The organism is Bacillus sp. ISL-47 (assembly GCF_018613175.1).
GTDB lineage: Bacteria > Bacillota > Bacilli > Bacillales > Cytobacillaceae > Cytobacillus.
Genome location: NZ_JAGGQS010000009.1, coordinates 28,205 through 53,769 on the forward strand (window position 1 = coordinate 28,205; position 25,565 = coordinate 53,769).

General features: G+C 43.9%; 20 protein-coding genes. 19 read left to right on the forward strand and 1 reads right to left on the reverse strand.

Going from position 1 to position 25,565, the window contains the following annotated elements:
- Positions 1-7: 7 nt before the first annotated feature.
- The 3 genes from J7I93_RS04320 (at position 8) to J7I93_RS04330 (ending at position 4,596) form a co-directional block, all read left to right on the forward strand.
- Positions 8-928: a glycine betaine ABC transporter substrate-binding protein gene (locus J7I93_RS04320; protein ID WP_214723664.1), complete on the forward strand. Its 921-nt coding sequence runs from the start codon at positions 8-10 to the stop codon at positions 926-928.
- Between the two features lie 144 nt (positions 929-1,072).
- Entirely contained in the window at positions 1,073-3,208 is a 2,136-nt protein-coding gene (locus J7I93_RS04325) for a sensor histidine kinase (protein ID WP_214723666.1), read from the forward strand.
- Complete coding sequence (locus J7I93_RS04330) at positions 3,205-4,596, forward strand: sigma-54-dependent transcriptional regulator (protein WP_214723668.1); 1,392 nt, start codon at positions 3,205-3,207, stop codon at positions 4,594-4,596. The genes J7I93_RS04325 and J7I93_RS04330 overlap by 4 nt, the downstream gene beginning before the upstream one ends.
- Before the next feature lie 69 nt (positions 4,597-4,665).
- On the opposite strand, the gene J7I93_RS04335 is transcribed toward J7I93_RS04330, so the two are convergent.
- Positions 4,666-6,195 (reverse strand): Na+/H+ antiporter NhaC family protein, encoded by a 1,530-nt coding sequence (locus J7I93_RS04335; protein ID WP_214723670.1) that lies wholly within the window; start codon positions 6,193-6,195, stop codon positions 4,666-4,668.
- 582 nt (positions 6,196-6,777) lie between these two features.
- On the opposite strand from J7I93_RS04335, the gene J7I93_RS04340 reads away from it, so the two are divergent.
- From J7I93_RS04340 to J7I93_RS04415, 16 genes are all read left to right on the forward strand, one after another.
- The gene (locus tag J7I93_RS04340) at positions 6,778-8,373 is read left to right on the forward strand and encodes a helix-turn-helix domain-containing protein (protein WP_214723672.1); all 1,596 of its coding nucleotides are present in this window, start codon (positions 6,778-6,780) and stop codon (positions 8,371-8,373) included.
- A 109-nt stretch (positions 8,374-8,482) separates the two neighbouring features.
- Positions 8,483-9,979, forward strand: a complete 1,497-nt coding sequence (locus tag J7I93_RS04345; protein WP_214723674.1) for an aldehyde dehydrogenase family protein — start codon at positions 8,483-8,485, stop codon at positions 9,977-9,979.
- 18 nt (positions 9,980-9,997) lie between these two features.
- The gene (locus tag J7I93_RS04350; RefSeq protein WP_214723675.1) at positions 9,998-10,858 is read left to right on the forward strand and encodes an NAD(P)-dependent oxidoreductase; all 861 of its coding nucleotides are present in this window, start codon (positions 9,998-10,000) and stop codon (positions 10,856-10,858) included.
- 26 nt (positions 10,859-10,884) lie between these two features.
- Complete coding sequence (locus J7I93_RS04355; protein ID WP_214723677.1) at positions 10,885-11,712, forward strand: DUF3100 domain-containing protein; 828 nt, start codon at positions 10,885-10,887, stop codon at positions 11,710-11,712.
- Positions 11,705-12,157 carry a hypothetical protein gene (locus tag J7I93_RS04360; protein ID WP_214723679.1) on the forward strand — a complete coding sequence of 151 codons (453 nt, stop codon included), beginning with the start codon at positions 11,705-11,707 and terminating at the stop codon, positions 12,155-12,157. Before J7I93_RS04355 ends, J7I93_RS04360 begins: the two co-directional genes overlap by 8 nt.
- Before the next feature lie 343 nt (positions 12,158-12,500).
- Positions 12,501-13,790, forward strand: a complete 1,290-nt coding sequence (locus tag J7I93_RS04365) for a M20 family metallo-hydrolase (RefSeq protein ID WP_214723681.1) — start codon at positions 12,501-12,503, stop codon at positions 13,788-13,790.
- A 166-nt stretch (positions 13,791-13,956) separates the two neighbouring features.
- Positions 13,957-15,243, forward strand: coding sequence for a hypothetical protein (locus J7I93_RS04370; RefSeq protein ID WP_214723683.1), 1,287 nt, complete (start codon positions 13,957-13,959; stop codon positions 15,241-15,243).
- A 99-nt stretch (positions 15,244-15,342) separates the two neighbouring features.
- Entirely contained in the window at positions 15,343-16,458 is a 1,116-nt protein-coding gene (locus tag J7I93_RS04375; RefSeq protein ID WP_214723685.1) for a mandelate racemase/muconate lactonizing enzyme family protein, read from the forward strand.
- Positions 16,459-16,470: 12 nt separating this feature from the next.
- A complete protein-coding gene (locus tag J7I93_RS04380) occupies positions 16,471-17,892 on the forward strand; it encodes a YfcC family protein (RefSeq protein WP_214723687.1) in 1,422 nt (473 codons plus the stop codon).
- A gap of 385 nt (positions 17,893-18,277) precedes the next feature.
- Positions 18,278-18,913, forward strand: a complete 636-nt coding sequence (locus J7I93_RS04385) for a TlpA disulfide reductase family protein (protein ID WP_214723749.1) — start codon at positions 18,278-18,280, stop codon at positions 18,911-18,913.
- Positions 18,914-19,103: 190 nt separating this feature from the next.
- Entirely contained in the window at positions 19,104-19,517 is a 414-nt protein-coding gene (locus J7I93_RS04390) for an acyl-CoA thioesterase (RefSeq protein WP_214723689.1), read from the forward strand.
- A 213-nt stretch (positions 19,518-19,730) separates the two neighbouring features.
- On the forward strand, positions 19,731-20,672 hold the full coding sequence (locus tag J7I93_RS04395; protein WP_214723691.1) for a 3-hydroxyacyl-CoA dehydrogenase family protein: 942 nt from the start codon (positions 19,731-19,733) through the stop codon (positions 20,670-20,672).
- 12 nt (positions 20,673-20,684) lie between these two features.
- A complete protein-coding gene (locus J7I93_RS04400) occupies positions 20,685-21,446 on the forward strand; it encodes an SDR family NAD(P)-dependent oxidoreductase (protein ID WP_214723693.1) in 762 nt (253 codons plus the stop codon).
- Between the two features lie 53 nt (positions 21,447-21,499).
- Positions 21,500-22,783, forward strand: a complete 1,284-nt coding sequence (gene hisD / locus J7I93_RS04405) for a histidinol dehydrogenase (RefSeq protein ID WP_214723695.1) — start codon at positions 21,500-21,502, stop codon at positions 22,781-22,783.
- Positions 22,784-22,834: 51 nt separating this feature from the next.
- On the forward strand, positions 22,835-23,839 hold the full coding sequence (locus J7I93_RS04410; protein ID WP_214723697.1) for a LacI family DNA-binding transcriptional regulator: 1,005 nt from the start codon (positions 22,835-22,837) through the stop codon (positions 23,837-23,839).
- A 37-nt stretch (positions 23,840-23,876) separates the two neighbouring features.
- The gene (locus tag J7I93_RS04415; RefSeq protein ID WP_214723699.1) at positions 23,877-25,187 is read left to right on the forward strand and encodes a GntP family permease; all 1,311 of its coding nucleotides are present in this window, start codon (positions 23,877-23,879) and stop codon (positions 25,185-25,187) included.
- Positions 25,188-25,565 lie beyond the last annotated feature (378 nt).

Consider the following 25,565-nt stretch of genomic DNA (forward strand, 5'->3'; position numbering starts at 1 on the left):
AACCAAAATGAAAAAGATATTATCATTTGCCGTAATCGTAACGTTATTGCTGTCGCTGCTAGCCGCATGCAGCAGCGAATCAGATTCATCTGCTTCTGCTACTGACAAAAAGCTTGTTGTAGGAGCAAAAAACTTCACGGAACAATTTGTTCTTTCTAAAATCCTTGCAATTTACTTAAAGGAAAATGGTTACGAAATCGAAGAGAAAAGCAATATGGCTAGCCAGGTTGTCCGCCAGGCTTTGGAAAATAAACAGGTAGACCTTTATTGGGAATATACTGGAACTAGTCTTGTAACCTATAACAAGCTTGATCCGATTTCAGATTCAGTGAAAGCCTATGAAAAGGTAAAAGAAGTTGACAAGGAAAACGGGATTGTGTGGCTTGACCCATCTTCAGTCAATAACACGTACACGCTAATGATGAAGGAAGGCAAAGCAAGTGAGCTTGGAATTCAGTCGATCAGTGATTTGGCCGATTATTTAAATGCTGGCAAGAATTTATCACTAGGTACAGATGCTGAATTCGCGACTAGACCGGATGGAGTTAAAGGCGTGGAAAAGGCATATGGATTTAAATTTGGTTCTTCCAATCTGAAGAAGATGGACGTTGGTCTTTTCTATCAGGCACTAAGGGATGGGCAGGTGGATGTGGCAACAGGCTTTGCTACTGACAGCCGCATCAAAGCGTTTAAGCTCGTAAACCTTGAGGATGACAAGCAATTTTTCCCTGCCTATAATGCTGCAATCACCATTCATGAGGAAACGTTTGAAAAATATCCTGAATTGGAAGAGCTGCTGAAGCCATTAGCGGAAAAACTGGACACTGAAACAATGACAGACTTAAACTATCAAGTTGATATTGAGGAAAAAAGCGAAACAGAAGTTGCGAGAGCATGGCTTACTGAGAATGGCTTAATTGAAGAATAAGACAGCAGGGAGGAAACTGAAAAGGTTTCCTCCTTTTTAATAGATGCTACTAAGTTCTTCCTTTATATTGGATGGCCCCCCATGAGCCAAGGTGTATGGTATAAAGGTAATAGAAAATTCCTTCCTTTTAGAAAGGGGAAATCGATGAAACGGCTTTTTCCATCACGACTAACCAAGAGATTCCTATATTTAACGACAGTCATTATTTTTATTCCTATCCTGATCATCTTTATTTTTGCCGTTACTTCTTCAAGAGACATTATTAAAGAACAGACAGAGACTCAGGCTATACAGGTTACGAAAGTCATGTCAGACAAGACAAGTAATTTATTTAATTTTAAAATCCAGCTGCTGGAGAATATCGCTGATAATGAACGGCAATATGGAGAAGAAGGGACCTTGGAAGAGTTTCTGACCAAATTGGCGGTGAACGACCCCTTTTTTAAAAGAATCCACATGATTAATGAGAGCGGAAGAATTGAATATAATGCTCCTTTCCAGGAAGCGGATGCCAAGCTTAGCGCTGCCGAGGAAGATTTATATGAGGAGCTTACATGGCGGCGCAGCTCATTTGTAGCGGATTCAATGGAAGAAATGAACGGAGAGCCAACTTTATTAATTCTTGTTCCTTTTCAATCAGATGAAGCTGGAGAAGTGAAAGGAGGATTGATTGCGTACGTCAGCCTTGTTTACCTGCAAAAGTATTTTACACAAAATGTAATTGGTGATTCTGGCCATAGTTTTCTTTTTAGCCAGGATGGGAAGGTCTTGTTTGATACGAATGATTTCAGCAAATCGGGCAGTCTCCTTGAGGACTATTCGTTTTCGCGGGAAGCCGTTTTGGACCGGACAGGGGTGTACAGGGGAGAGCTTTGGGGTGAAGAATCTTTAGTGGCCTATAATCCCATAGACCGCCTGCCTTTTTACACAGCTACTTCCATTCCGCTGGAAGAGGCAGATGCCGTTATTTCTTCTTTGAAAAATATATTATTGCAGGGATTCATCCTGATTTTCTTAGCGGCGCTGACACTGCTTGTTTTTGGTATACGCTGGATCATAAAGCCGATTAAAACTCTGACAAATGAGGCGGCCAGCTATGCCCGGGGCGGAGAGTGGTTTGCGCCAGTTTTGGAGAAAGAAGATGAAATTAAGACATTGTCCAGTACGATGAAATATATGGCGGAAAGTCTGAAATCCCACGAGCGCCATTTGCAGCTGATATTGGAGTCGTTTCCTTTTGGTGTCATTGCCATTAATCCTGAAGGGTTCATTACCTCCATGAATACAACGGCAAAAGACCTGCTTAACGTCACCAATAAAGATTTAACCGGAAAATCAATCTCGGTCCTGCCGCAGTTTTTCAGAGATCATTTTGAACAGTGCAAGCATGTTTCCAAAAAATTCGATGGTCTTGAAGATGATTTTACGTTTGAAAATGAATTTGGCAAAAAGATTATCAAGCAGTCAAGCTCGCCTTTACTGGATGAAAAACATGAAGTGATTGGTGTGCTCACAACCTTTTGGGATGTGACAAAAATCAGGCAGCTTGAAAAGCATATTCAGCGCTCAGAGCAGCTCGTTGCTATCGGCCAAATGACGGCCGGGCTTGCCCACGAAGTGAAAAATCCGCTCGGAACAGTCCAGCTAGCCAGTGATTTAATCGCGAGCGAAATAAAGGATCTGGCTGTTTCAGCAGAGGATGGGGATGCTTCCGTTGAGATTATCTCTGAAGCAGCGAAAGATATCCAGGACGAAATTCAGCGTCTGGACCTCCTTGTTAGGAGATTTCTGCAATTTAGCCGTGAAAATAAGAAGGATGAATCCGTATTTAACATCAAAACATTAGCCGCTGAAACGCTACAGCTTTTATCCCATCAGTTCAGGAAAAAGCAAATCAATGCCACCATGGAAGCTGAAGGGGAAGCGTATTTCGTTAAAGGCGACAGAAATCAGATGATTCAAGCTTTCATCAATATTTTTATTAATAGTATAGAAGCGGTCTCCCAGCATGGGCAGGTTTCCGTCGCGATGAGAGAAACGAATCATGGTACGATTGAAATAGAAATGAAGGATGATGGGATCGGAATTCCCCAGCAAAAGATCAAGCGCATCTTTAATCCGTTTTTTTCGACCAAACAAGAAGGCACCGGACTGGGATTATGGATTACCCATGATATCATCTCATCCCATAATGGCCATATCGAAGTTGAAAGTGAGATGGGTGAAGGGACAACCTTCCTGATTTCTTTGAAAAAGCATGAGAAAGGCGATTCACGATGAAAAAGACGATTTTGTTAGTTGAAGACAATGAGAAATTCCGCCGTCTGACAAAGCTGACCCTAAAAAAGGAAGGCTACGATGTCATCGAAGCGGAGACCGGGAAATTGGCTGAAGAGCTGATGGAGAGCGAAAGTGTTGATCTTGTTCTGCTGGATTTTCTTCTGCCCGACACGACGGGATTAAAACTCCTCGAAAAATGGGCGCCAAACTACCCTGATACCGCATTTGTCGCCTGTACAGCCTACGGGGATATCGAGGATGCAGTTAAAGCCATGAAGATGGGAGCTTATGACTACTTAACAAAACCCATTAAGGCGGACGAATTAAAGGTCGTTATCGAACGAGCCTTTGAAATGAAAAATTTAAAAAAAGAAAATAAAGAGCTGAAACAGGCTGTTCAGCAAAAATATAATCTCCATGGAATGATTGGGAAAAGTCCTAAAATGCAAGAGGTCTACTCTCTGATTGAACGCGTCGCATCCCAGGACATCACTATTTTACTGGAGGGAGAGAGCGGGACTGGGAAATCGAGATGTGCCCATGCTGTCCATCTGGATAGCACACGCAGGGAAGGACCGTTCATCAAGGTAAATTGTGCGGCCATTCCCTCTAACCTTCTCGAAAGCGAATTATTTGGCTATGAAAAAGGAGCCTTTACCGGAGCGGTCCGATCGCAGGAAGGGAAATGTGCAGCTGCGGATAAAGGGACTTTATTTCTGGATGAGATTGGCGAGATATCGCTTGATGTGCAGGCGAAGCTTCTGCAGTTCGCACAGGATAAAACCTTTACACCACTTGGAACATCCAAGGAGGAATTATCGGATGTCCGCATCATTGCGGCAACGAATCGAAATTTATGGGAAATGGTCCAAAACGGGGAATTCCGTGAGGACCTGTATTACCGGTTAAATATAATCGGGATCACACTGCCGCCGCTGCGCGAACGCACAGAGGACATCCCGCTGCTGATTGAGCAGTTTTTGGCAGAGTTTGAAGAAGAGCATAACCAGAATTATTCACTGTCAAAAGACCTGTTAACAAAATTAACCCAATATCCATGGCCCGGCAACATCCGGGAGCTTCAAAATGCCTTGTCAAGGGCAGCTGTCCTCTCACCAGCCGGTCAATTGCGGCTGGAGGATTTTCCGCTGGAGGTTGTAAACTATTTCTCCGGAGAGGAAGCAGATGGAACGCCAGCTGCGCCGCTGGAGCTTGACGAGGACTTCTCTTTAACAGAACATCTGGAACAGGTTGAAAAGGAAGTTATCGAAACCGCCCTCGATAGCGAAAACGGCAACCAGTCACGTGCCGCAGAAGTACTTGGCATTACCAGGCAAGGACTATTGTATAAGATTAGAAAGTATAAGATTGGAAGGGGCAGGAATTAGCGTTTTGTACTGCCGATTTTTCCAAAATAAAAGCCCTGTTCCTAAAAGTGGAATAGGGCTTGCTGTTTTTTACATATTCATGGGTGTCCCAGTATTGTTCTTATTTTGCCATTTTGCTAAAACAAAAACGGCTAAAACCATGATTCCAATTGCAACTGCAAGCGAGAGGGTATTCGCAACTAGCCCAGCGACAAGATAAGCAGCAAGGGCAGCAGATCCATTCAAAATCGCGTAAGGAAGCTGTGTTTTTACGTGGTCCATGTGATCGCTTCCTGCTCCGGTAGAGGATAAAATCGTTGTATCCGAGATAGGTGAGCAGTGGTCACCGAATAATCCCCCTGATAAAACAGCTCCAATACAGACATAGATGGATGCATCCAGATGGAACGCCATTGGGATGGCCAAAGGCATCATGATTGCGAATGTGCCCCATGAGCTTCCGGTCGCAAACGACATGCATGCGCCTGCAAGGAATAAGATCGCAGGAACGATAAAGGCAGGGACATTTCCATCCATGATTTCAACCATATAATTGGCGGTGCCCAGATTCTTCATGACTGTGCCAAGAGACCAGGCCAGGACCAGTGTAGCTGCCACATACATCATTTTTTGCATGCCTGATACATAAATATCAAATGCTTCTCCAAACTTTTTAACCTTGTAAAATACCATCATGACAATTAATAGAATGCCAGCAAATAAATAGGCGGTTGTAAGAGCTACCCGGAAGGCACTGCCTTCAATCTTTTGGAACGGGAATCCTAGCGGGATCAGCATTCCGAATAAGGTTACAAGCAGGACAAGCAACGGCAGCCAGATGAGGATCGGCTTGCTTTTTGTTTCTTTTAACTCGTTAAAACTGTCCGGTTTTCTCATCGGCTTGGAATCAGGCCAATACAGTGCACCCGTTTCCTTTACCCGCTTTTCGGCTTTCGCCATGGCACCAAACTCCAGCTTTGTAAATGCTACAAGCGGCACCATCAGAACTGTTAGGATTGGATAAAATTGATAAGGGATTGCCTGGATAAATGCGTCCCAATCTGATTCAGCAATGCTCAGTCCTTCAAACTCTTTTTGAATGAGTCCCATGATGTATACGCCCCAGCCGATGAAGGGAATAAGGACGGCAACGGGTGAAGCCGTTGAATCGATGATCCAGGCTAATTTTTCCCTGGAGATCTTTGCTTTATCAAATACCTTTTCAAAAATAGGCCCAATCAAAAGCGGGGTGCCGAGATCCGAGAAAAAGATGACGATCCCGCCAAACCAGGCAGCCAATTGCGTTTTGGCTTTTGTGTTTAAATACTTAATAACTTTTTCCGCAAATGCGGCAGCTCCTCCAGACTTTTCCATCAGCGCGACAAACCCGCCGATAAAAACCAGCAATACCAGCACACCAGCGTTATAGCTGTCTGTCAGCTGAACAAACAAATAATCGCCAATCATCGTCTTGGTCGCTGTGAGCGGCAGACCCTTTGCCAAAATTAAGACACCTGAAAATGAACCTAAAAATAATGAAATAATAACGTTTTTCGTTACGATTGCCGCTATAATTGCCAGCAAGGGCGGAATGATAGATAACCAGCCTAAGTGTTCCATGAATATGTCCTCCTAGTAGTATTTGGAAAATAAACTATGAGTAATTATGCAATAAATATATTATTTATGCAATATAATTTTTTTTGTTTTTTGAAAGGGAGAAAAGAACTGGAAGTATGACATGATTGCAAGCAGGGGATTCAATCAAACGTTTGATAGAAAACGCCAATCAGGATGAGGACATTGACGGGCTTGCTTGGCAAATTGTGAACTTTAAGAATAATACTGTGAAACTCACAAATAAACAGCAGGAATTTGCGAATAAATTATGAAAACTCGCGAATAAATCACTATAACTTACGAATAAACATTGGAATTTTGCGAATAAATGTTTTTGGAAAGGCTAGTCCAGCAAATAGACTTAGAAAACCTGCAAATAGAAGCTTGTATCTGCAAATAGTCATCAAGGAATTGCAAATAGAGCAAAAAATAACTTTAACTAGATAGTAAAATGTATTGTCGATCCGTTATTTAAGGTATTACTCGCTCAGAAGCTCTCAGAAGCAGTACTCGAAAAAGCTCCTTTTGCCTAAATAATCCCCTATAATAGATATAACTAGTATGACAGAAAGGAGCAAGGCCATGACCATCATGCAAGAAAAAATCTCAAGCCTCTTGGAAATAAATCGCAGCCTAACTCAGTCCCTCGATTTGGAGGAAATATTAAAGAAGCTGGTGGAAGCCGCCTTTGATCTGGTTGAAAATGCTGATACGACGATTCTTTATAAGTTAAAAGATGATGGCCTGCTTCATTTTTCCCAAGGCGTCGGGGTCGATGCCGGATTTATGAGCCAGGTGAAATTCGAGCCTGGAGAATCTTTGACTGGGCTGGTTTTTCTTACAAAAAAGGGCGTCATTGCTTCCGGGCATGAGTTCAGGGAGCATATGAGCCGCATGTCTGAAACGAATTATGTCCACTTCTTTAACGGGGTTTTCCGGCGGGAGGTTAAAAGCGGAATCCTTGTCCCCTTGGTATATAAAGAAGAGTGTATTGGCGTGCTTGTGGTGGATAATTTTGATAAAGATGTTCAGTTTACAGAAGATGAATTTCACATATTGGAGGTTGTGGCAGACCAGGCAGCGATTGCGATTATGAACTCAAAGCTTTACGAAGAAGTTAAGCGGAAAAATAATGAACTGAGCCATTCCCTGGATATTCACCGCAGGTTCACCAAAATTTTGCTGGAGGGAAGAGGGGTTTCTTATATTCTTGAAACCATCAGCCATATCCTTGGGACACCTGTCACCTATGCGGAAATAGCTGATGAGAAATCTAGTTCTTTTCCGATTATTAGCTCCAACGAACTTTTCGGGTATTTTCTTTTGAAAATGCCAATTGAAAGCTTAACAAGCATCCAAAGGGCCGCTCTTGAGCATGCTGCTACTGCTTTATCTCTGGAATTTGTCAAACAAAATACGCTATTTGAAAAAGAAATGCACTTAAGAGAAGAGGCGTTTCATGATATTATCAACGATACCCGCCTGAATCAGAGAGTTTTGGAAAAATACCAATTGAATGAAAAAAGCAGAGTTTCCTGCATGATCATTGATTGCAAAGCCGGTTTTCTTTGGGATGCAAGAGCCATTCTCCAAAAAGAAAAGCTTATCAAATCGTTAGAGCAAGTTCTCATGAAATATTCTGAAACCAGCATTGTATTCACTAAATCAGACCAAATTGTTGCCCTGCTGGTGAACGGGTGGAAAAATTACGATCATCACCTGGCTGAAGAAATACAGAAATTTATGACGACAAACAAACAAGCTGTAATAGGCTTAGGCAGAGAAGTTGCTTTAACAGAAATAGCTGATTCCTACCAGGAAGCAACCGAAGCGGTTTCCTACTGTAAAAACCATAAACACAAGACCTTTGTTACCTATTCAGAGCTTGGGGCAGAAAGGCTTTGGCTCAATATGGACCGAAGTTTGCTGAAAAAATTCGTGTCCGATAAGATGGGCTCTCTTTTACAAATGGAGCCAGAATATCTGCAAACGATGCAAGCCTTCCTTGCCAATAACAAAAGCCATAAAAAAACGGCAGAAGAAATGCATATTCATCCCAACACGCTTACCTACCGCCTAAAAAAAATAGAGAATCAATTAGATATGGACTTTAATAAAAAAGACGATTGGATCGCAATTGTGCTTGCCTTTCAAATTTTCGATTATTTAACCCCTTAATTGGTGCTTGTCACAATGAAAAACAGGATTATTTGGTTATTGGCACATGTACATAGAATTTTCTAAATATTATAATTAGTTTTAAATGATAGGGATAAGGAGAGGTTTGATGAGTACAGAGGTTAATAGCCAAAGCATTACAGTTGGAAATGATGGGATTAAAACCTATTACAATTATATTGGCGGAGAATGGGTACCATCTGTAACGGGGGAAACGTATCCAAGCATAAACCCTGCAAATACGGATGAGGTATTGGGTTACTTTCAGAAATCAAATGAGGTTGATGTGCAAAAAGCGATCGAAAGCGCAAAGAGGGCTTTCCCTAAATGGAAGCAAACATCTCCAATCAGCCGCGGAGACATCCTCTTTAACCTGATCTTTTTAATTCAGCAGGAAAAAGAAGCGCTGGCAGAAATCATCACGAAGGAAGTCGGTAAAACAATTGAGGCTGCCCGCAAAGAAGTGGATGCAACGGTTCAGGCTTTGAAACATTTTAGCGGTGAAGCCAATCGTTTATCAGGTGAAACAGTTCCAGCTATTGATCCGAATTCCTTTGCCTGCACGATCCAGGAGCCGCTTGGGGTTGTTGCAGTTGTAACTCCATTTAATTTTCCGCTGGGGATTGCCATTTATAAAATTGCCCCCTCCATGCTGGCGGGAAATACGATTATTTATAAAGCAGCAAGTGATACGTCTCTTATTTCTGTAAAAGTCGCAGAGCTATTTGAAAAAGCAGGAATGCCAAAGGGTGTGCTTAATATGATCACGGGGCCAGGTTCTGTCGTGGGAGAAGAGCTTGGAACCAATCCGGAGATCAAAGCCGTTTCCTTTACAGGTTCCTCTGAAGTGGGCATTCATCTTGGCAAGCTCGTTACAGCACATGGCGGAAAAATGCAGGCAGAAATGGGAGGAAAGAATGCGACGATTATTTTGGAGGATGCGAATCTGGAGGAGGCCGTACAGAGCGTAGTCATCAGCGGTTTTTACAACAACGGACAAAGCTGTACAGGAACGAGCCGCGTAATTGTTCCTCGATCTATTTCGCAAAGTGTAATCGAATTATTAGTTGAAAAAGCGAAACAGATTAAGGTCGGAAATGGTATTCGCGAAGGATATGATAATGGTGCTGTAGCCAATAAGCATCAATTAAATACTTATCTTCATTATGTGAATAGCGCCATCTATGAAGGAGCTGTCCTCGAATACGGCGGCAAGCAGCTGACTGATGGGGATCAAGCAAATGGCTATTTTGTTGCCCCAACTGTTTTTAGCAAAGTAATAAAGGATTTTACCATCGCAAAAGAAGAAATTTTTGGACCAGTGGTTGCGGTGATGGAAGTAGATTCTTATGAAGAGGCGATCGAGCTGGCAAATGATACGGACTTTGGGTTATCATCTGCTATTTTTACAAATGACCTTCAAAAAGCCTTTGATTTTGTCCGGAAAATTGAAACAGGTGTCACGCATGTGAATATCCCTTCCAATCATTATGAAAATCAGCTTCCTTTCGGCGGCAAAAAGACATCAAGTATTGGGCCGCGTGAACAGGGAAGCACGGCATTGGACTTCTGGCTGGATACGAAAACGGTCTATATTAAACCTTAAAACAAGAGGAGGGAGAGGATGAAACATATAGGTGTGATTGGCTGCGGAGCCATGGGCAAGGGGATTGTTAAAAATTTACTCAAGAACGGATATAAAGTGTATGCTTATGATCCCAGTGCAGATGCGTTGGCGAAATGCGAGGAGCTTGGGGCGATTCCCCAGCCTTCGCCATTTGAGTTGGGAAGGCAAGCGGACTTAGTAATTTCTTCATTGCCTGGACCAGGTATTGTCAGGGATGTTATGATGGGTGAAAGCGGAGTCTTTGCTGCTTTAAAGCCTCGCAGTTTTGTCCTGGATATGAGTACCATTGATCCTGCTACAGCCCAGGAATTATACAGTGCTGCTAAGGAGAGGGAAGTCCATTTTTATGACTGTCCGTTAAGCGGAGGACCTAAGGGTGCTGATGCCGGTACGTTGACCATAATGGTTGGGGGAGACGATAGATATATTGCAGAGATTCGGCCGGTCCTGGAGAGCGTTGGAAAGGATATTTTTCTGCTTGGCTCTTCAGGATCAGGACAAGTGGCGAAGCTGTGCCATAATATGCTAGTTGCTTTGATTACTGCAGGCCTGGGGGAGGCCTTTGCAGTGGGGGAAAAAGCAGGTGTCAGCCGGACTCAGCTGGCGGAAGTCATTCAAAGCGGCTCGGCCCATAATCGGGTGATGTCGGTGTTCGGTGAGAATATCCTTAATGGTACATACGAGAATGTGCTTTTCAGCCTTGAGCACATGAATAAGGATATCCATTTATATAAAGAGACAGCCGAACATTACAGCGCGGATTCTCCATTGGGGCAAATGGTTTGCAGCCTCTATAAGAAGGCGATGGAGCAAGGGAAAGCCCAGCTCGATTCATCGGCAATCTGCGAGGGGATCTAGTAATCTTTTAATCTAGGGGGGAAATTATGAAAAATGAAAAGACAGAAATTTTAAAAGATTGGCGCTTGCACCTTATTGCTTTTATTCTTGTAGGAATTACGGAAGCAATTGGGCAATTCAGCTTTAAAGTCGGCAGCGGTGTCGTGCTGCTGCTGCCTATGCTTTATGCCTTTTTCTTAGGTTTGGGTTTATATTTTACTCCGCTTATTAAAGAAAAGCAGGCAAAAAATGCAGAACCTTTAATCATTCTGGGAGTTACCCTTTTAATTGCCAAGATTGGGGTTACCATCGGCCCGCAGATCGAGGCATTGATCGCAGCAGGACCCGCTTTATTGCTTCAGGAGCTTGGTAACCTTGGTACTATTTTCTTTGCGCTTCCTATTGCTATTCTGCTAGGGTTCAAAAGGGAAAGTATCGGCATGACCCACTCAGTCGCCCGGGAGCCGAATGTTGGTTTGATCATGAATAAATTTGGCTTTGATTCGCCTGAAGGAAGAGGCGTAATGGCCATTTATATCTTTGGAACTGTTTTTGGAGCGGTTTTCCTTGGGTTAATCTCAGGATTCTTAGCTACTATTACGCCATTACATCCACTTTCTTTTGCGATGGCTTCAGGAGTTGGAAGCGGAAGTATGATGGCTGCTGCGAGCGGTTCGCTGATCGGGGCGTTTCCTGAGCTTGAAAGCCAGATTGTTGCCTTTGCTGGCGCAAGTAACTTGATTTCTCTCTCCACCGGCCTTTATGTAAGTATCTTTATTGGTCTCCCGTTAACGGAAAAATTATATTCCATCATGATGAGGCGCAAAGAGAAAAAGGCAGCGGGTGCTGGCAAAGGGGGAGACATGAATGTTTAAAAATGTCATTGAGTGGTTTTTGATTTTAACAGTGTTCGGGCTGTCCGCGATTGTCGGTAACTGGGTTGGATATGATGTGCTCCCAACTGCTGCGATTCCAGGCATGCTTGTTTTAATCCTGATCAGCGTATTGGGTCTTGTACTCGAAAAAGTTGTTCCTGGCAATATTCCAAGTGTCGGATATATTGGTATCATTGGTATTATTATTTCAATTCCGGGATTTCCAGGTTCAGAATACGTGGTTAGATGGACAAGTGAAATCAATATATTAGCTTTGGCTACGCCAATCCTTGCCTATGCAGGGATCTCAATCGGAAAGAACTGGGCTGACTTTTCCAAGCTGGGCTGGAGAAGCGTCATTGTCGCAATCTTTGTGTTCTTCGGAACCTTCATTGGATCTGCGGTGATAGCTGAAATTATCTTACGCATGCAGGGGATTATTTAATTTGCAGCCTGGCAGGTATTATCTGCTGGGCTTTTCTTGTTAAAAAAGCTGTTTTCGAGAAGAATTTAGCTTGGTTCAGGAGTTTTTTATAAAATAGTCTGCTTGAACGAGGGGTTCAGCGTCTTTGTTGTGCCTGTTGCGGAAGATAGCGGTCACTTTGCGATGTTTATCAGTCAGATTTGAGTTTTATCCGTCACTTTTCCGATATATCGGTCAGATTTCATTTTTATCAGTCAGTTCTCCGATATATCGGTCACTTTGCGCCATATCAACATTCTAGCATTTCACAGTGTTAATAGGATTCAAAGCAATCTAAATAAAAAGGAAAGAGTGTGAAGCAGCAATGGAAAGAAAATTATTTGAACAGCTTGTAAAAGATTATAATGATGAACTCACTCATTCAGGTGTTAACGGCGAGAGATTAGCTAAAAGACTTGATGAGCTTTCAAAAATAGGTCTTATGGAAAGCGGCGGCGTGACACGCCCCGGCTACTCAGCGGAAGAGAAACAAGCAAAGGAATTAATCATTGGCTGGATGAAAAGTGCAGGACTAAGTGTAACAACAGATGGAGCGGGAAATGTATTTGGCAGATTGGCTGGAAAATCGGAAGGGCCAGCGATTGTTTCAGGTTCCCATGTTGATAGCGTTCCGAACGGAGGGCACTTTGATGGGCCCCTCGGCGTCCTGTCTGCTTTGGAGGTAGTGGAAGCGTGGAAGGAAACAGGATACCTACCGGAAAAGCCTTATGAGGTTGTTATTTTTTCAGATGAAGAGGGTTCGAGATTCAAAAGCAGCTTAACAGGCAGCCGGGCTTTTATGGGGCAAATGAAGCCGGAGGAAATGGATAGTCTGCGGGATGAAAAAGGCAAGTCGTTTAGAGAGGTGCTATCCGAATATGGAAGCAGTGCTGAGGAATGCTTAAAGGCCGGGAACAGCAGGCGTGAAATTGAAACCTTTGTGGAAGTTCATATTGAACAGGGAAAGGTGCTGGAAAGAGAAGATCAGCCTGTTGGAGTGGTCAAAGGCATTGCAGGCCCAGCCTCGCTGGAGGTTACTTTTACGGGGGAAGCCGGACACGCAGGAAATACGCCAATGGCTGGACGCAAAGATCCGCTGGTGACCGCCGCATTGTTTGTAGCTGCGATCGAGAAGTTTCCAAAGCAGGTCAGCGATACAGCCGTTGCCACTGTTGGAAAGCTGAACGTACATCCAAATGGCTTTAATGTCATCGCCCAGGAAGTAAAACTCATTGTGGATATCCGGGATATTTTTGAAGATACCCGTGACCGGCTGCTTGACATAATCACTAACGAAGCACGTAAAATAGCTGAAGAAAGAAATATGGAAGTACAGATGAACCTGAATGCAAAAATAATGCCGCTGCCCATTGAAGAAAAATTGCTGACAAAAATAGCAGATTCTCTAACGAAGTTCGATATAAAACCAGTTTACATCCCAAGCGGCGCCGGCCATGACACGATGATCGTCGGAACTGAAATCCCGGCCGCCATGCTGTTTGTCCGCAGCAAGGATGGCATCAGCCATAACCCGCGGGAATGGACGTCATTAAATGACTGCGTTTACGGCGTGCATGTGCTGAAGGATTTTGTTGAGGGCTTGATGGAAGATTAATGAAATTCGGGTGGTACCAGGTACCACCCGAATTTTGTCGAATAAAGATTTTCAATCAAACGTTTGATTGAAAGGTCTCATTACAAAACTCTGTTTGCCCTTGCAGTTATTATGATAGTATTCTATATAAACGAAATTAGAGTTTTGCCAAAGAAGGTGAGTTCATTTGTTAGCCATTGGTGTTGTTGGTTCGCAGCAGTTTATCGATGAGATCAACCAGTTTTATGATCATTATCCTGCATATAAATTGATTTCCTATACATACGCTACCCCGAAGGAGTTAAACGCACTGATTAAGCGGGCGGTAAAGGAATGCCATTTTTTGCTGTTTTCAGGTATCATTCCTTATCACCATGCCAAGAAGCTGTTGGATCGTTATCCGATCGGGTCCAGTTATCTTTCTTTTAACGAAAATATGGTAGCGTTATCACTGCTGTCTATTCATTACCACCATTCTTTTAAGCTTGGTGAGGTATCGATTGATTTGCCGGGGAGAAGATTTCTTGAAGGAGTCTTGAATGAAACAGGGATTACAGAGCGTGTTAGCCATGTGAAGGAGTACCCGTGGATATACGATTTTCAGGAGGAAAGGGAAATATCAATCGATGAATTCGTGGAATTTCATTCTGCCTTATACGAGCAAGGGAAAACAGCTTTTGCCCTAACGAGTATTCATGCTGTATATGATCAGCTTCAGGAGAAAGGGATTCCCTCCATGTTTATGATTCAGTCGGTTCCTACGTTAAAGGAAGGCCTGGAGAAGGCCGCGACCCTTACTGAGCTGAATCAATCCAAGAATTCGCAGGTTGCAGCCATTTGTTTTAAAAGCAATAGAATGCACCAAATTGAACAGTTTGCAAAGGCTCTGCAAGCGAAGATGACTTCAAGTGATTCAGGCTTGCAGCTGGTTCTTTCGAATCGCGGAGTGCTGCAGACGCTGATCATGAATCAAAAGCTCGATGGTTTATTAACCGGCATTCGAAACGAATTTGAAAAAACAGCGGTTGGAATTGGGTTTGGATACACGGTAAAAGAAGCGGAAACTCATGCTATTACCGCATTGAACTTTGCAGAGAAAAAACCTGATGAACATGCCGTCTATATAGTGGATGAGGAGAAAAACCTGACAGGTCCTTTATTCCGCAATGAAGAGCAATATTCTCTGAAAAATGAAGACCCGGCAGTGAAGAAGTTAAGTGCCGAGTTGAAAATGAGCAGCAAAAACATTTCCAGGTTTATTAACTTTCTGCAGGTAAATGATTTTAGGCCATTTTCAGCACAGGAGCTTGCCGATTATTTCAGCATCAGCAGAAGGTCAGCAGAAAGAATGGTTAAAAAGCTTCTGGATCAGGAATTACTGCAGGTATCAGGAGAGGAGCAGCCTTATGATCAGGGGCGTCCGCGTTCGCTCTATCAAGCAGGCACCATGTTAAAAGGGTTGAGAGAGGCTTAAAATGCCTCTTGACCGTTGCTGAATTTTCAGTATATTATAAAACATAACCAATTAACGACACCTTAACGACAACTTAAATTCTATGTAAGGACTGATTTTATGAAAATAGTAAAAGCCGAAATCTTTGGGATTCATCTGCCTCTAAAAGAGCCGTTTATTATCTCTTATGCCAGTTTCGATTATATGCCATCGGTGATCGTTCGCCTTGAAGCAGATAACGGGCTAACAGGATACGGAGAAGCGGTTCCTGATGAACATGTGACAGGGGAATCCTTTTACAGCACCATATCTTTGCTGAAGCATACCCTTTTACCTGCCATGATCGGATTTTCTCCTATCAACATGGAAGAACTTCATCATAAGATGAATGGGCTTATAAACTCCAATCCTTCTGCCAAAGCAGCGGTTGACATTGCGTGCTATGACCTTTTGGGAAAATATAAGCAAGAGCCGGTCTACAACTTGCTCGGCGGCCAATACCATGACACTCTTACCTATCCAAAGGTGCTGAGCATTGAAGAGCCAGCTTTGATGGCCAAAAAGGCTAAAGCGGCAATTGAGCAGGGCTACCAGTCCTTAAAACTGAAAGTAGGCACAAATTATCTGGAAGACTGCAAACGGATTGCGCATGTCCGTGAGCAGGTGGGCATGGAAGTTCCCATTAGGGTGGATGTTAACCAGGGCTGGAGAAATGTCTCTACAGCATTGCAGGCAATAAAACTGCTGGAGAATCTCAATATCTCCTGGCTTGAACAGCCGATTAGGATGGGGGATATTCACGGCCTCGGCGAAATCAGGCAAAAAACGAGCACGCCTTTGATGGCTGATGAAAGCATTCATTCCGGGGAGGATTTAGTGGAGATTATCCGGAATGGGGCTGCAGATAAAATTAACATTAAGCTCATGAAATCCGGAGGTATTTATCCGGCTGTCCATATGGCCAAAGCAGCTGAATACGCTGGAATCGAATGCCAGATTGGTTCGATGGTAGAGTCTTCAATCGGTTCTGCGGCAGGCTATCATGTGGCGATTTCGAGAAAAAATATCATCAGCACGGAGCTTACAGGACCGCTGCTATTCAGCAAAGACATTGGGGACTTGAGATATGAGATTCCATTTGTTCATTTAAGTGATCAGCCTGGACTTGGAGTTACGGTTAACGAGGATATTTTAAAAGAGCTAACCATTCAATATGATTCGATTGAAAAAGGATAAGGAGGAACCGAGATGAAAGTGGAATCGCCCCACCAGGAGGTTGTGGCTGAAAAGAAACGAAAAATTCCTCATACGTATGCCATCATTTTCGCCATTATAGTTTTAGCTGCCATTGCTACCTATATTTTACCTGCAGGTCAATTTGAAAGAATGGAGCAGGATGGAAGAACCATTGTGGTTCAAGACAGCTACCAGGTCGTTGAATCGAATCCGATTAGTTTCTTTGAATTGTTTAAGGCAATTCCAGAGGGGATGGCCAAAGGGTCTACCATTATTTTTTATATTTTCCTGGTAGGCGGAGCCTTTGGGATTATTCGTGAAACCGGAACAATTGAAGCCGGGATTCATAAGGCCGTAAGGAAATTGGAGAAGCGGGAAAAGCTGCTCATTCCGATCACGATGATTATTTTTTCAATTGCCGGAGCCACAACCGGAATGGCAGAAGAAAGCATTATCTTTGTGCCAATTGGGATCGCGATCGCAAGGGCGATGGGGTATGATGCCATCACCGGGACGGCCATGATCAGCATTGGAGCAGCCAGTGGTTTTATTGGCGGGATGATGAATCCGTTTACGGTTGGGGTCGCCCAGTCCATTGCAGAAGTACCGCTTTTCAGCGGAATTGGCTTCCGGTTCGCTATTTATATTTTTGTTCTTTCACTAGCCATATTTTACGTGATGAGATATGCGTCCAAAGTAAAGAAAAATCCGGAAAAAAGCGTGATGTACGATATTGAATTAAAGGAAAAAGAAAAGCGCAGGGATTCGCCTGAAGGCCAATTTCAAGAATTCTCCCTTCGCCACGCCCTTGTTCTCCTGATCATTGCAGGCGGACTAGCTTTTAATATGTACGGTGTTTTTGAATGGGGCTGGTATTTAACCGAGCTGACGGCATCTTTCATTATTATCGGTTTTGCTTCTGGTCTTGTTGGCGGCATTGGAATCAACCGTTTGTTTGACTCCTTTGTTGATGGGATGAAGCTGGTTGCATTTGGTGCACTTATCGTTGGTTTCGCCCGCGCCATTTTAGTTGTCATGGAAAATGGCGTGATAATTGATACGATGATCAATGGTCTTGCTTCCGTCATTAGTGCCCTGCCAAATACGTTAAATGTAATTGGGATGTTCTTTGTTCAGGTTGTCATCAACTTTTTCATTCCATCCGGAAGCGGGCAGGCCGCTACAACCATGCCAATCATGACCCCGCTTGCCGACCTGCTTGGGATCGAACGCCAGATCGCGGTGCTGGCCTTCCAATATGGAGATGGAATTACCAACTCCATTATTCCAACCTCTGCAGCTCTAATGGGGTATTTGGCGGTTGCCGGAATACCATATGAGCGCTGGGTGAAGTTCATCTGGAAACTCATTATGGGATGGCTGATTATAGGTTCCATAGCATTAGTTGTGGCTGTATTGGCTGGAGTACAATAGCAGATATTTTGAATGGGAAAGGGAGATGCCAAAGGGCGTCTCCTTATTTTAATCAAACGTTTGATTAAATCAGCGGGAACATTTGTGAATTCGGCAACTAGATCATGAACTTTTGGAAATAGACTGGTAAAACCCGTAAATTAAGAAAATAGCAGTAGGTCTGTCTTACATTTATCTAAATATTTTAAATTAAAATACAAAATATTTGTTACACCCATAATTAATTAGTAAACTGAGTGGCAAAGGTGGGATAATATTGCTATTAGAAAAAATGCCTAATGTGGAGCTTGTTAGCCTGGATGGAAAGCAAGTTTCCATCCAGGATTATCTCAGTAAAAACACACTTATTTTCATGTGGTCTTCCTGGTGACGATGCAGGGAACAGCTGTCAGGCTGGCAGCAATTTTATGAAGAAAATAAAGATGAGGATTTTGAGCTCTTATCTGTAGCGGTTGATATCCAGGGACCGGAAGTCGTAAAACCTTTTGCAAAGGGCAAGCCTTTTACAACCTTGATTGATACGGAAAGTAAATTGGCCAATTTGTTTGGTTTTAAAATCGTACCAAATGGCATCTTCATTGATAAGGATGGAACCATTCGCCTGCTGAAGCAGGGCTTTCAGGTGTCCAAAGAAGAACATGTTGAGGCTGTTAAAAAATTGATTCACAAAGAAGCTGAAAAAGTTGAGCTGGAAGACCAGTATTTCAATCCTTCCACAGCACCGAGTGATCTAGAGCAGCAGCTTGCACAAACCAAATACAAGCTTGGAATGGAATATGCGAAGAATGGCAACAAAGACGCTGCCTTAAAGGAACTGGATGAAGCTTTGCTTTTAGATACAGACAACTTCCTGATCCGCAAGCAGCGCTGGTATATCCGCCATCCGGAGAAATTCTCGCCGACAATCGATATAGAATGGCAGCAACAGCAATTAACACAAGAAAAAGCCAGAGAGGCCAAATTAAAAGGCGGACTGGCATGCGGTCCTGAGGGCTGCGAAATACCTGGAACATCCAAATAGGTACCAGGTACCTCCCGAATTTTGTCGAAAAGGAGTCTGCTGAAGTTTATCTTCAGCAGACTTTTTTGTTTAAAAATAACTTTGTCCCAATACGGTCATGTTGCAGCATGTGGTGCCAGTAATAGCAGGAATTTGGAAAGAAGCCTAGAATTTAAAAAGAATCAGAGATGAAATGAAAGGGGCGGCAGATTTGTATAAAACGATTATTGAACCCAGGATTTCTGAGACGGATGGGGTCGGCCATATTAATAATACGACGGTGCCTGTTTGGTTTGAGGCGGGGCGGAATAAGGTGTTTAAGCTGTTTACACCTGAGCACACCTTCGAGAACTGGAAATTAATTTTGCTGAAAATGAATGTGGAGTATTTGAGCCAAATCTATTTTGGCATGGATGTTGAGGTGAGAAACTGGGTAAAAAGAGTTGGAAATACAAGCTTTGAGCTGTATGAGGAGATTCACCAGGATGGTCATGTATGTGCAAAAGGAACCGTCATATACGTAAATTATAACTTTAAGACCCAAAGCTCTGAATCGATTCCTGAAAGTATAAGAAGTGAGCTGGAGAAGCATTTATATGATGGGGATGAAAGTTTAGGAGAGTAGAGCAGGCTTCTAAAATAGCAAAAAAGGGGTTGCAAGAACTACTCCGCTCTCTCCCGCACCAACCCCTCTTTTAATAGGTTTTCTACTGTATTTCTCCATGGTATTTTCCCAAACCTTTTTAATAGTCTAATTTTTCCGCTTGAAATTATAGCGCTTACAATGTATATTGAATACGTATTCAAAAAGTAGAAATTTCAGAAAGTTGGTGAACGATTGGAGAGAATAGCTGTGCTTGGGTGCGGCACAATGGGGCATTCGATTGCGCTTAATGCGGCTTGGGCCGGGTTGAGTGTGAAGATGCAGGGCATCAGTGACGCCGACCTGGAACAGGGCTGGACCAATATGCTGAAGAAGCTGGAGGTTATGCTCGACAACGGTATTTTATCCGATTCGGAAGCTGGCCAAATTCAAGAAAACATCAAAATGACCACTTCGGTAGAGGAAGCGGTCCAAGACACAACTTTCGTGATTGAAGCTGTGCCAGAGAATATTAAATTAAAAATAGAATTATTCAAGCGTCTTGACGCTCTTTGCACTCCGGATGTCATTCTCGCAAGCAATACGTCTGGCCTCAGTCCAACGGAGATTGCTTCAGAAACGGCACACCCGGAACGGACCGTGGTGACACACTTCTGGAATCCGGCTCATCTGATTCCTCTCGTCGAAGTCGTACGGGGTGAGAAGACGGGCGATGAAGCAGTAGAAAGGTCCTTTCAGCTTTTAAAGCAAATGAAGAAAAAGCCGATTGAAGTGAAAAAAGAGGTTCCCGGTTTCGTCGGCAATCGCCTTCAATATGCGTTATTCCGTGAAGCACAGTATCTTCTGGAGGAAGGCATCGCGAGCAAGGAAGATATTGATGATGCAGTCACTTACGGAATTGGCCGCAGGCTGCCTGTTTCCGGTCCATTGATGACAGCCGATATGGGCGGGCTGGATGTATTCTCTGCCATATCTGATTATCTGTTCCAGCATTTATCCAGTGCAGAGGAATCCTTGCCGATTTTAAAAAAGCTTGTGGCAGAACAGAGGCTCGGCGATAAAACAGGAGAAGGCTATTACAAGTGGGACGAGGCTTTTTCCAAGGAGTACAATCAGAAAAGGGAAGCTGAGCTGATCCGCTTTTTAAAGAAGGATTTAGGAATCCAATCAAACTGATGGAGGAATGGTATGAGGAACTTTCCCGATCTTGAGAATAAATCAGTGATTGTAACGGGCGGAAGCAAGGGAATCGGTAGGGATATCGCCCTTTCTTTTGCCAAAAACGGAGCGAAGGTTGTAATTGTAGGACGAAACGAAGAGGCTCTCCAGCAGACAACCGATGAGTTGAAAAAAATAAACAGCAGCAGCTATTACGTTTCCGCTGATTTGAACAATGTTTCAGAGATTAAAAGAATGACAGAAGCGGCAGTGGATTATATGGGCTCTCTCAATGTACTGGTCAATAACGCGGGAATTAACCGGGCTAAGCCTGCCATGGAAGTAACGGAAGAGGATTGGGACCTCACGCTCGATACAAACCTGAAAGCAGCCTTTTTCTGCAGCCAGAAAGCAGCCGAATACATGATTTCGAATCAATCCGGCAAGATTGTCAATATTGCTTCCCAGATGGCCTTTGTCGGCTATTACAAACGCGCCGCTTATTGTGCCAGCAAGGGAGGAATGGTTCAGCTGACAAAAGCACTTGCGGTTGAGTGGGCATCCCATGGCATTAATGTCAATGCAGTGGCTCCAACCTTCATCGAGACGGAACTGACTGCCAGGATGTTCGAGGATAAGGAATTCGAAAAAGAAGTCTACGGCAGGATTCCGCTGGGAAAGCTGGCTGAGGCTCAGGATGTTTCTGCAGCAACTCTATTCCTTTCTTCCAATCTATCAAAGTTTATTACAGGCGATACGATTAAAGTAGACGGCGGCTGGACAGCCATCTAATTTTTACTGATTTTTGCATACGTATTCAAAATATAAAACAGGAGTGATACAAAATGGCAACTTTCTTAAAACAAGGCAAGAACGATCAAGAGGTACAGGAAGCAGATGTAAAAGTAAGAGAATCGGTAAGTGCGATTCTTAAAAATATCGAAGAAAACGGAGATGCAGAGGTTCGCAAGCTTTCCGAGCAGTTTGATAAGTGGTCACCGGAACAATTCAGACTATCTGAAGAGCAAATCAAGGAAATTGTTGCATCTGTACCTGAACAGACGATCAACGATATCAAATTTGCGCAGGAACAAATCCGCAATTTCGCTGAACATCAAAAAGCAGCATTGCAGGATATTGAAGTAGAAACATTGCCTGGTGTGTTCCTTGGCCATAAAAATGTTCCGGTAAACAGTGTGGGCTGCTATATTCCTGGCGGACGCTATCCAATGGTTGCTTCCTCCCATATGAGTGTTTTGACAGCTAAAGTGGCGGGCGTTAAGCGCGTGATTGCCTGCACGCCTCCGATTAAAGGGGAAATCCCTTCTGCGACGGTTGCAGCGATGCATCTTGCAGGCGCTGACGAAATTTACCTTCTGGGTGGAATCCAGGCAATGGGTGCAATGGCAATTGGAACAGAAACAATCGAACCGGTTGATATGCTAGTTGGACCAGGAAATGCGTTTGTTGCAGAAGCAAAGCGCCAATTGTACGGAAGAGTCGGAATCGACCTGTTCGCAGGCCCAACAGAGGTTCTTGTCATTGCGGATGAAACAGCCGATGCGGAAATGATTGCAACAGATCTTTTAGGACAGGCTGAGCATGGTCCGAACTCTCCGGCATGTCTGATTACAACTTCAGAGAAATTAGCGAATGAAACCGTAACAGAAATCGAGCGCCAGCTGGAAACATTGCCAACAGCTGATGTTGCAGGTGCAGCATGGAAGGATTACGGTTCCATCATTCTTGTAGACAGCCTGGAAGAAGCAGTGGTGGAAGCGGATAAATTGGCTTATGAACACGTAGAAGTTTTAACAGAAGATCCAAACTACTTCCTTGAAAACATGACAAACTACGGTGCGCTCTTCCTTGGGCCTGAAACGAATGTAGCATATGGAGATAAAGTCATCGGCACCAACCACACGCTTCCAACGAAAAAAGCTGCCCGCTACACTGGCGGACTATGGGTTGGAAAGTTCCTGAAAACGTGCACATACCAGAGAACAACGCCTGAAGCGAGTGCCATGATCGGTGAATATGCTTCCCGTCTATGTGATCTTGAAGGCTTTAAGGGACACCAGGCACAGGCCGATCTTCGCGTGAAGCGCTACGGCAGCCTCGTAAAGTAAGCGGAATCTGTTATAATTTCTCTGTCTAGATTCAGGCAGGAGGAACATGCTTTGAAAAATAAAAAAGTGACAGCAGTGGATGTCGCTCGATTGGCTGGTGTTTCGCAATCGAGCGTATCCAGGGCTTTTAGTGAAAATTCAAGTATCTCATCGAAAAAGAAAAAGCTTATTCTGGAGGCTGCCGAACAGCTGGGCTATCAGCCGAATGCCATTGCACGCGGCCTGATCACGAACCAGTCCCGCATCATAGGCGTAGTAATGCGGAATATCCAGAACCCTTTTTATCCGGAAGTCCTTGATAAGTTTTACAGCAGGCTGGCGGAAAAAGGGTATAAGGTGATGTTTATCAACTCCCAGAATAATGAAATCCAAGAAGACGAAGTGAGCCATTTAATTGAATACAGCGTAGAGGGAGCCATCATCACGGATGCGCTTTTGACCTCTTCGACTGTACAGAAATTCACCCGCAATGGCATCTCGGTCGTCCTGTTTAACCGATATGTGAACGATTCCTTAAGCAGTGCTGTTGTATGCGATAACTTTGCTGCCGGGAAAAGGATTGGGCACTACCTACTAGAAAAAGGACATGAAAATCTCGCCTTTATCTCCGGACCGATGAATACATCAACAACAGTTGATCGGAAAAATGGCTTCCAGGAAGCCTTGGCTGAACACGGCATCTCTTCCTTTTTAATAGAAAACGGTCATTATTCCTATGAAGGAGGATTTGCAGCAGCCCAAAGACTGCTGGAACGTGATAAAAAGATAGACGCCATCTTCTGTGCAAATGATATATCGGCGTTTGGTGCGATGGATTATTTGAAAAAACAGGGAATCCGAATTCCCGAGGATATTTCAGTCATAGGCTTTGACAATGTGGCGATGGCAGATTGGTCATCCTATGAATTAACCACCTGGCATCAGCCGATTGATGAAATGGTCGATGATTCCATTCACCTGCTGCTGGAGCATATTACAGGAGATACAGAAACTCCTGAGATCCAAAGAGTAGAAGGGCATTTGGTTGAAAGAGGATCCGTAAAGGACAGAAGGTGACGGAGAGAAGGCAGGGTTTTCGGGATAGGAGGATTTTATGCTAAGTATGATTGGATTGCTTGGGGGCATTGCACTGCTAATCATTCTCACAATGAGAGGGATGAACCTGCTGCTTGCTGCCCCTCTTGCAGCATTTATTGTTGCAATATTCAGCGGATTACCGATTTTTCCTCAGCTTGCAGGTGAAGGTGAGGTCAATTTTCTAACCAACTATATGAATGGATTTGCCGGGTTTATTACGTCCTGGTACCTGATGTTCTTATTTGGTGCGATTTTCGGAAAATTAATGGAGGACAGCGGAGCAGCGGACAGCGTTTCCAAATGGATTATTGACAAAATTGGCATGAAGCGGGCAGCTTTAGCCGTGGTTATTGCCTGTGCAGTCTTAACGTATGGCGGCGTAAGTTTGTTTGTCGTTGCGTTCTCCGTTTATCCAATGGCATTGAGCCTATTTAAGGAAGCCAACCTGCCAAGAAGGTTTATACCGGCAGCTCTTGCCTTCGGTTCGACTACGTTTACGATGACATCAGCCGGTTCTCCGGAAATCCAGAACTGGATTCCGATTGAGTTCTTGGGAACCTCCCCATACGCAGCATGGGAAGTCAGCTTGATTGTCGCTGTTTTCATGATGGCGTTTGGTTATTGGTGGCTAAAGAAAATGATCAATAAGGCTATCCGCAATGGTGAAAAATTTGAGGCAAGGGAAACCGATTCTACCTTGGTCCGCGAAAACTTGCCAAGCCCGATGTTAAGCATGATTCCATTGCTGGTTGTTCTTGTGATCTCATTTATTTTCCATGATTCATTGGCACAGTCAGCCCTAATCATTGCGTTGTTAAGCGGCTGCTTTGCTACCTATTTTCTTAACCGGAAGTACTTTGCAAATGTATGGGGAGCTGTATCGGAAGGAACAATTGGTGCCTTAATCGCGATTGCCAATACATCCGCGGTTGTCGGCTTTGGCGGTGTAGCAAAAGCGACTCCTGCCTTTGCAAGTGCGGTTGATGTAATGACAGGCATTCCGGGAAGTCCATTAATCGGCGGAGCTCTTGCGGTCGCTGTCATTGCAGGACTGACTGGGTCTGCATCGGGTGGACAATCCATTGCCCTGCCGCTCCTTGCACCGCATTATCTTGATATGGGTGTTAATGCAGACGAGCTCCATCGTGTTGTGGCGATTTCATCCGGATCGATTGATTCCCTGCCGCATGGCGGATACGTTGTGACCACGATTCGTGCGATTGCCGGTGAGTCTCATAAGGATGCATACCCTGCATTTGGTGCACTGACAGTTGTTGTGCCGATCCTGGGTGTTATTTTAGCAGTTGTGTTGTTCTCGATTTTCTAAAAAGCTTTGCAGAAAGACAGAGGGGAAATGCTCTCTGTCTTTCTTTTTAGCTGTGTGAAAGCTGATTTTTTGATTTTAGCACCCTGTTGATTGGAGCGGAAGGCACGAGACTCCTGCGGGAGAAGCGAGTCAAAGGGAGACCCCGCAGGCGCGAATGCGCCGAGGAGGCTCCCGGACCGCCCGCGGAAAGCGAGTGCCTGGAGCGGAAATCAACAGGCCAAATTTATCAGAGCAACATTTCTTGTATATAGGTGAAGCTGAACAATGTTGGTTTATTTGCATTTTTCTCAGACTGACTCACAACTTACCCGTATCCTTGTCAATACCCGCCAGTTTTTACCGCTCCCAAAGAGTGTTATAATTTAGAAAATTAAGACT

What these genes read in the sequence shown, in the direction of transcription:
- J7I93_RS04320 (WP_214723664.1), top strand. Translation starts at nt 8, where the DNA reads ATGAAAAAGATATTATCATTTGCCGTAATCGTAACGTTATTGCTGTCG.
- J7I93_RS04325 (WP_214723666.1), top strand. Translation starts at nt 1,073, where the DNA reads ATGAAACGGCTTTTTCCATCACGACTAACCAAGAGATTCCTATATTTA.
- J7I93_RS04330 (WP_214723668.1), top strand. Translation starts at nt 3,205, where the DNA reads ATGAAAAAGACGATTTTGTTAGTTGAAGACAATGAGAAATTCCGCCGT.
- J7I93_RS04335 (WP_214723670.1), bottom strand. Translation starts at nt 6,195, where the DNA reads ATGGAACACTTAGGCTGGTTATCTATCATTCCGCCCTTGCTGGCAATT.
- J7I93_RS04340 (WP_214723672.1), top strand. Translation starts at nt 6,778, where the DNA reads ATGACCATCATGCAAGAAAAAATCTCAAGCCTCTTGGAAATAAATCGC.
- J7I93_RS04345 (WP_214723674.1), top strand. Translation starts at nt 8,483, where the DNA reads ATGAGTACAGAGGTTAATAGCCAAAGCATTACAGTTGGAAATGATGGG.
- J7I93_RS04350 (WP_214723675.1), top strand. Translation starts at nt 9,998, where the DNA reads ATGAAACATATAGGTGTGATTGGCTGCGGAGCCATGGGCAAGGGGATT.
- J7I93_RS04355 (WP_214723677.1), top strand. Translation starts at nt 10,885, where the DNA reads ATGAAAAATGAAAAGACAGAAATTTTAAAAGATTGGCGCTTGCACCTT.
- J7I93_RS04360 (WP_214723679.1), top strand. Translation starts at nt 11,705, where the DNA reads ATGTTTAAAAATGTCATTGAGTGGTTTTTGATTTTAACAGTGTTCGGG.
- J7I93_RS04365 (WP_214723681.1), top strand. Translation starts at nt 12,501, where the DNA reads ATGGAAAGAAAATTATTTGAACAGCTTGTAAAAGATTATAATGATGAA.
- J7I93_RS04375 (WP_214723685.1), top strand. Translation starts at nt 15,343, where the DNA reads ATGAAAATAGTAAAAGCCGAAATCTTTGGGATTCATCTGCCTCTAAAA.
- J7I93_RS04380 (WP_214723687.1), top strand. Translation starts at nt 16,471, where the DNA reads ATGAAAGTGGAATCGCCCCACCAGGAGGTTGTGGCTGAAAAGAAACGA.
- J7I93_RS04400 (WP_214723693.1), top strand. Translation starts at nt 20,685, where the DNA reads ATGAGGAACTTTCCCGATCTTGAGAATAAATCAGTGATTGTAACGGGC.
- hisD (WP_214723695.1), top strand. Translation starts at nt 21,500, where the DNA reads ATGGCAACTTTCTTAAAACAAGGCAAGAACGATCAAGAGGTACAGGAA.
- J7I93_RS04415 (WP_214723699.1), top strand. Translation starts at nt 23,877, where the DNA reads ATGCTAAGTATGATTGGATTGCTTGGGGGCATTGCACTGCTAATCATT.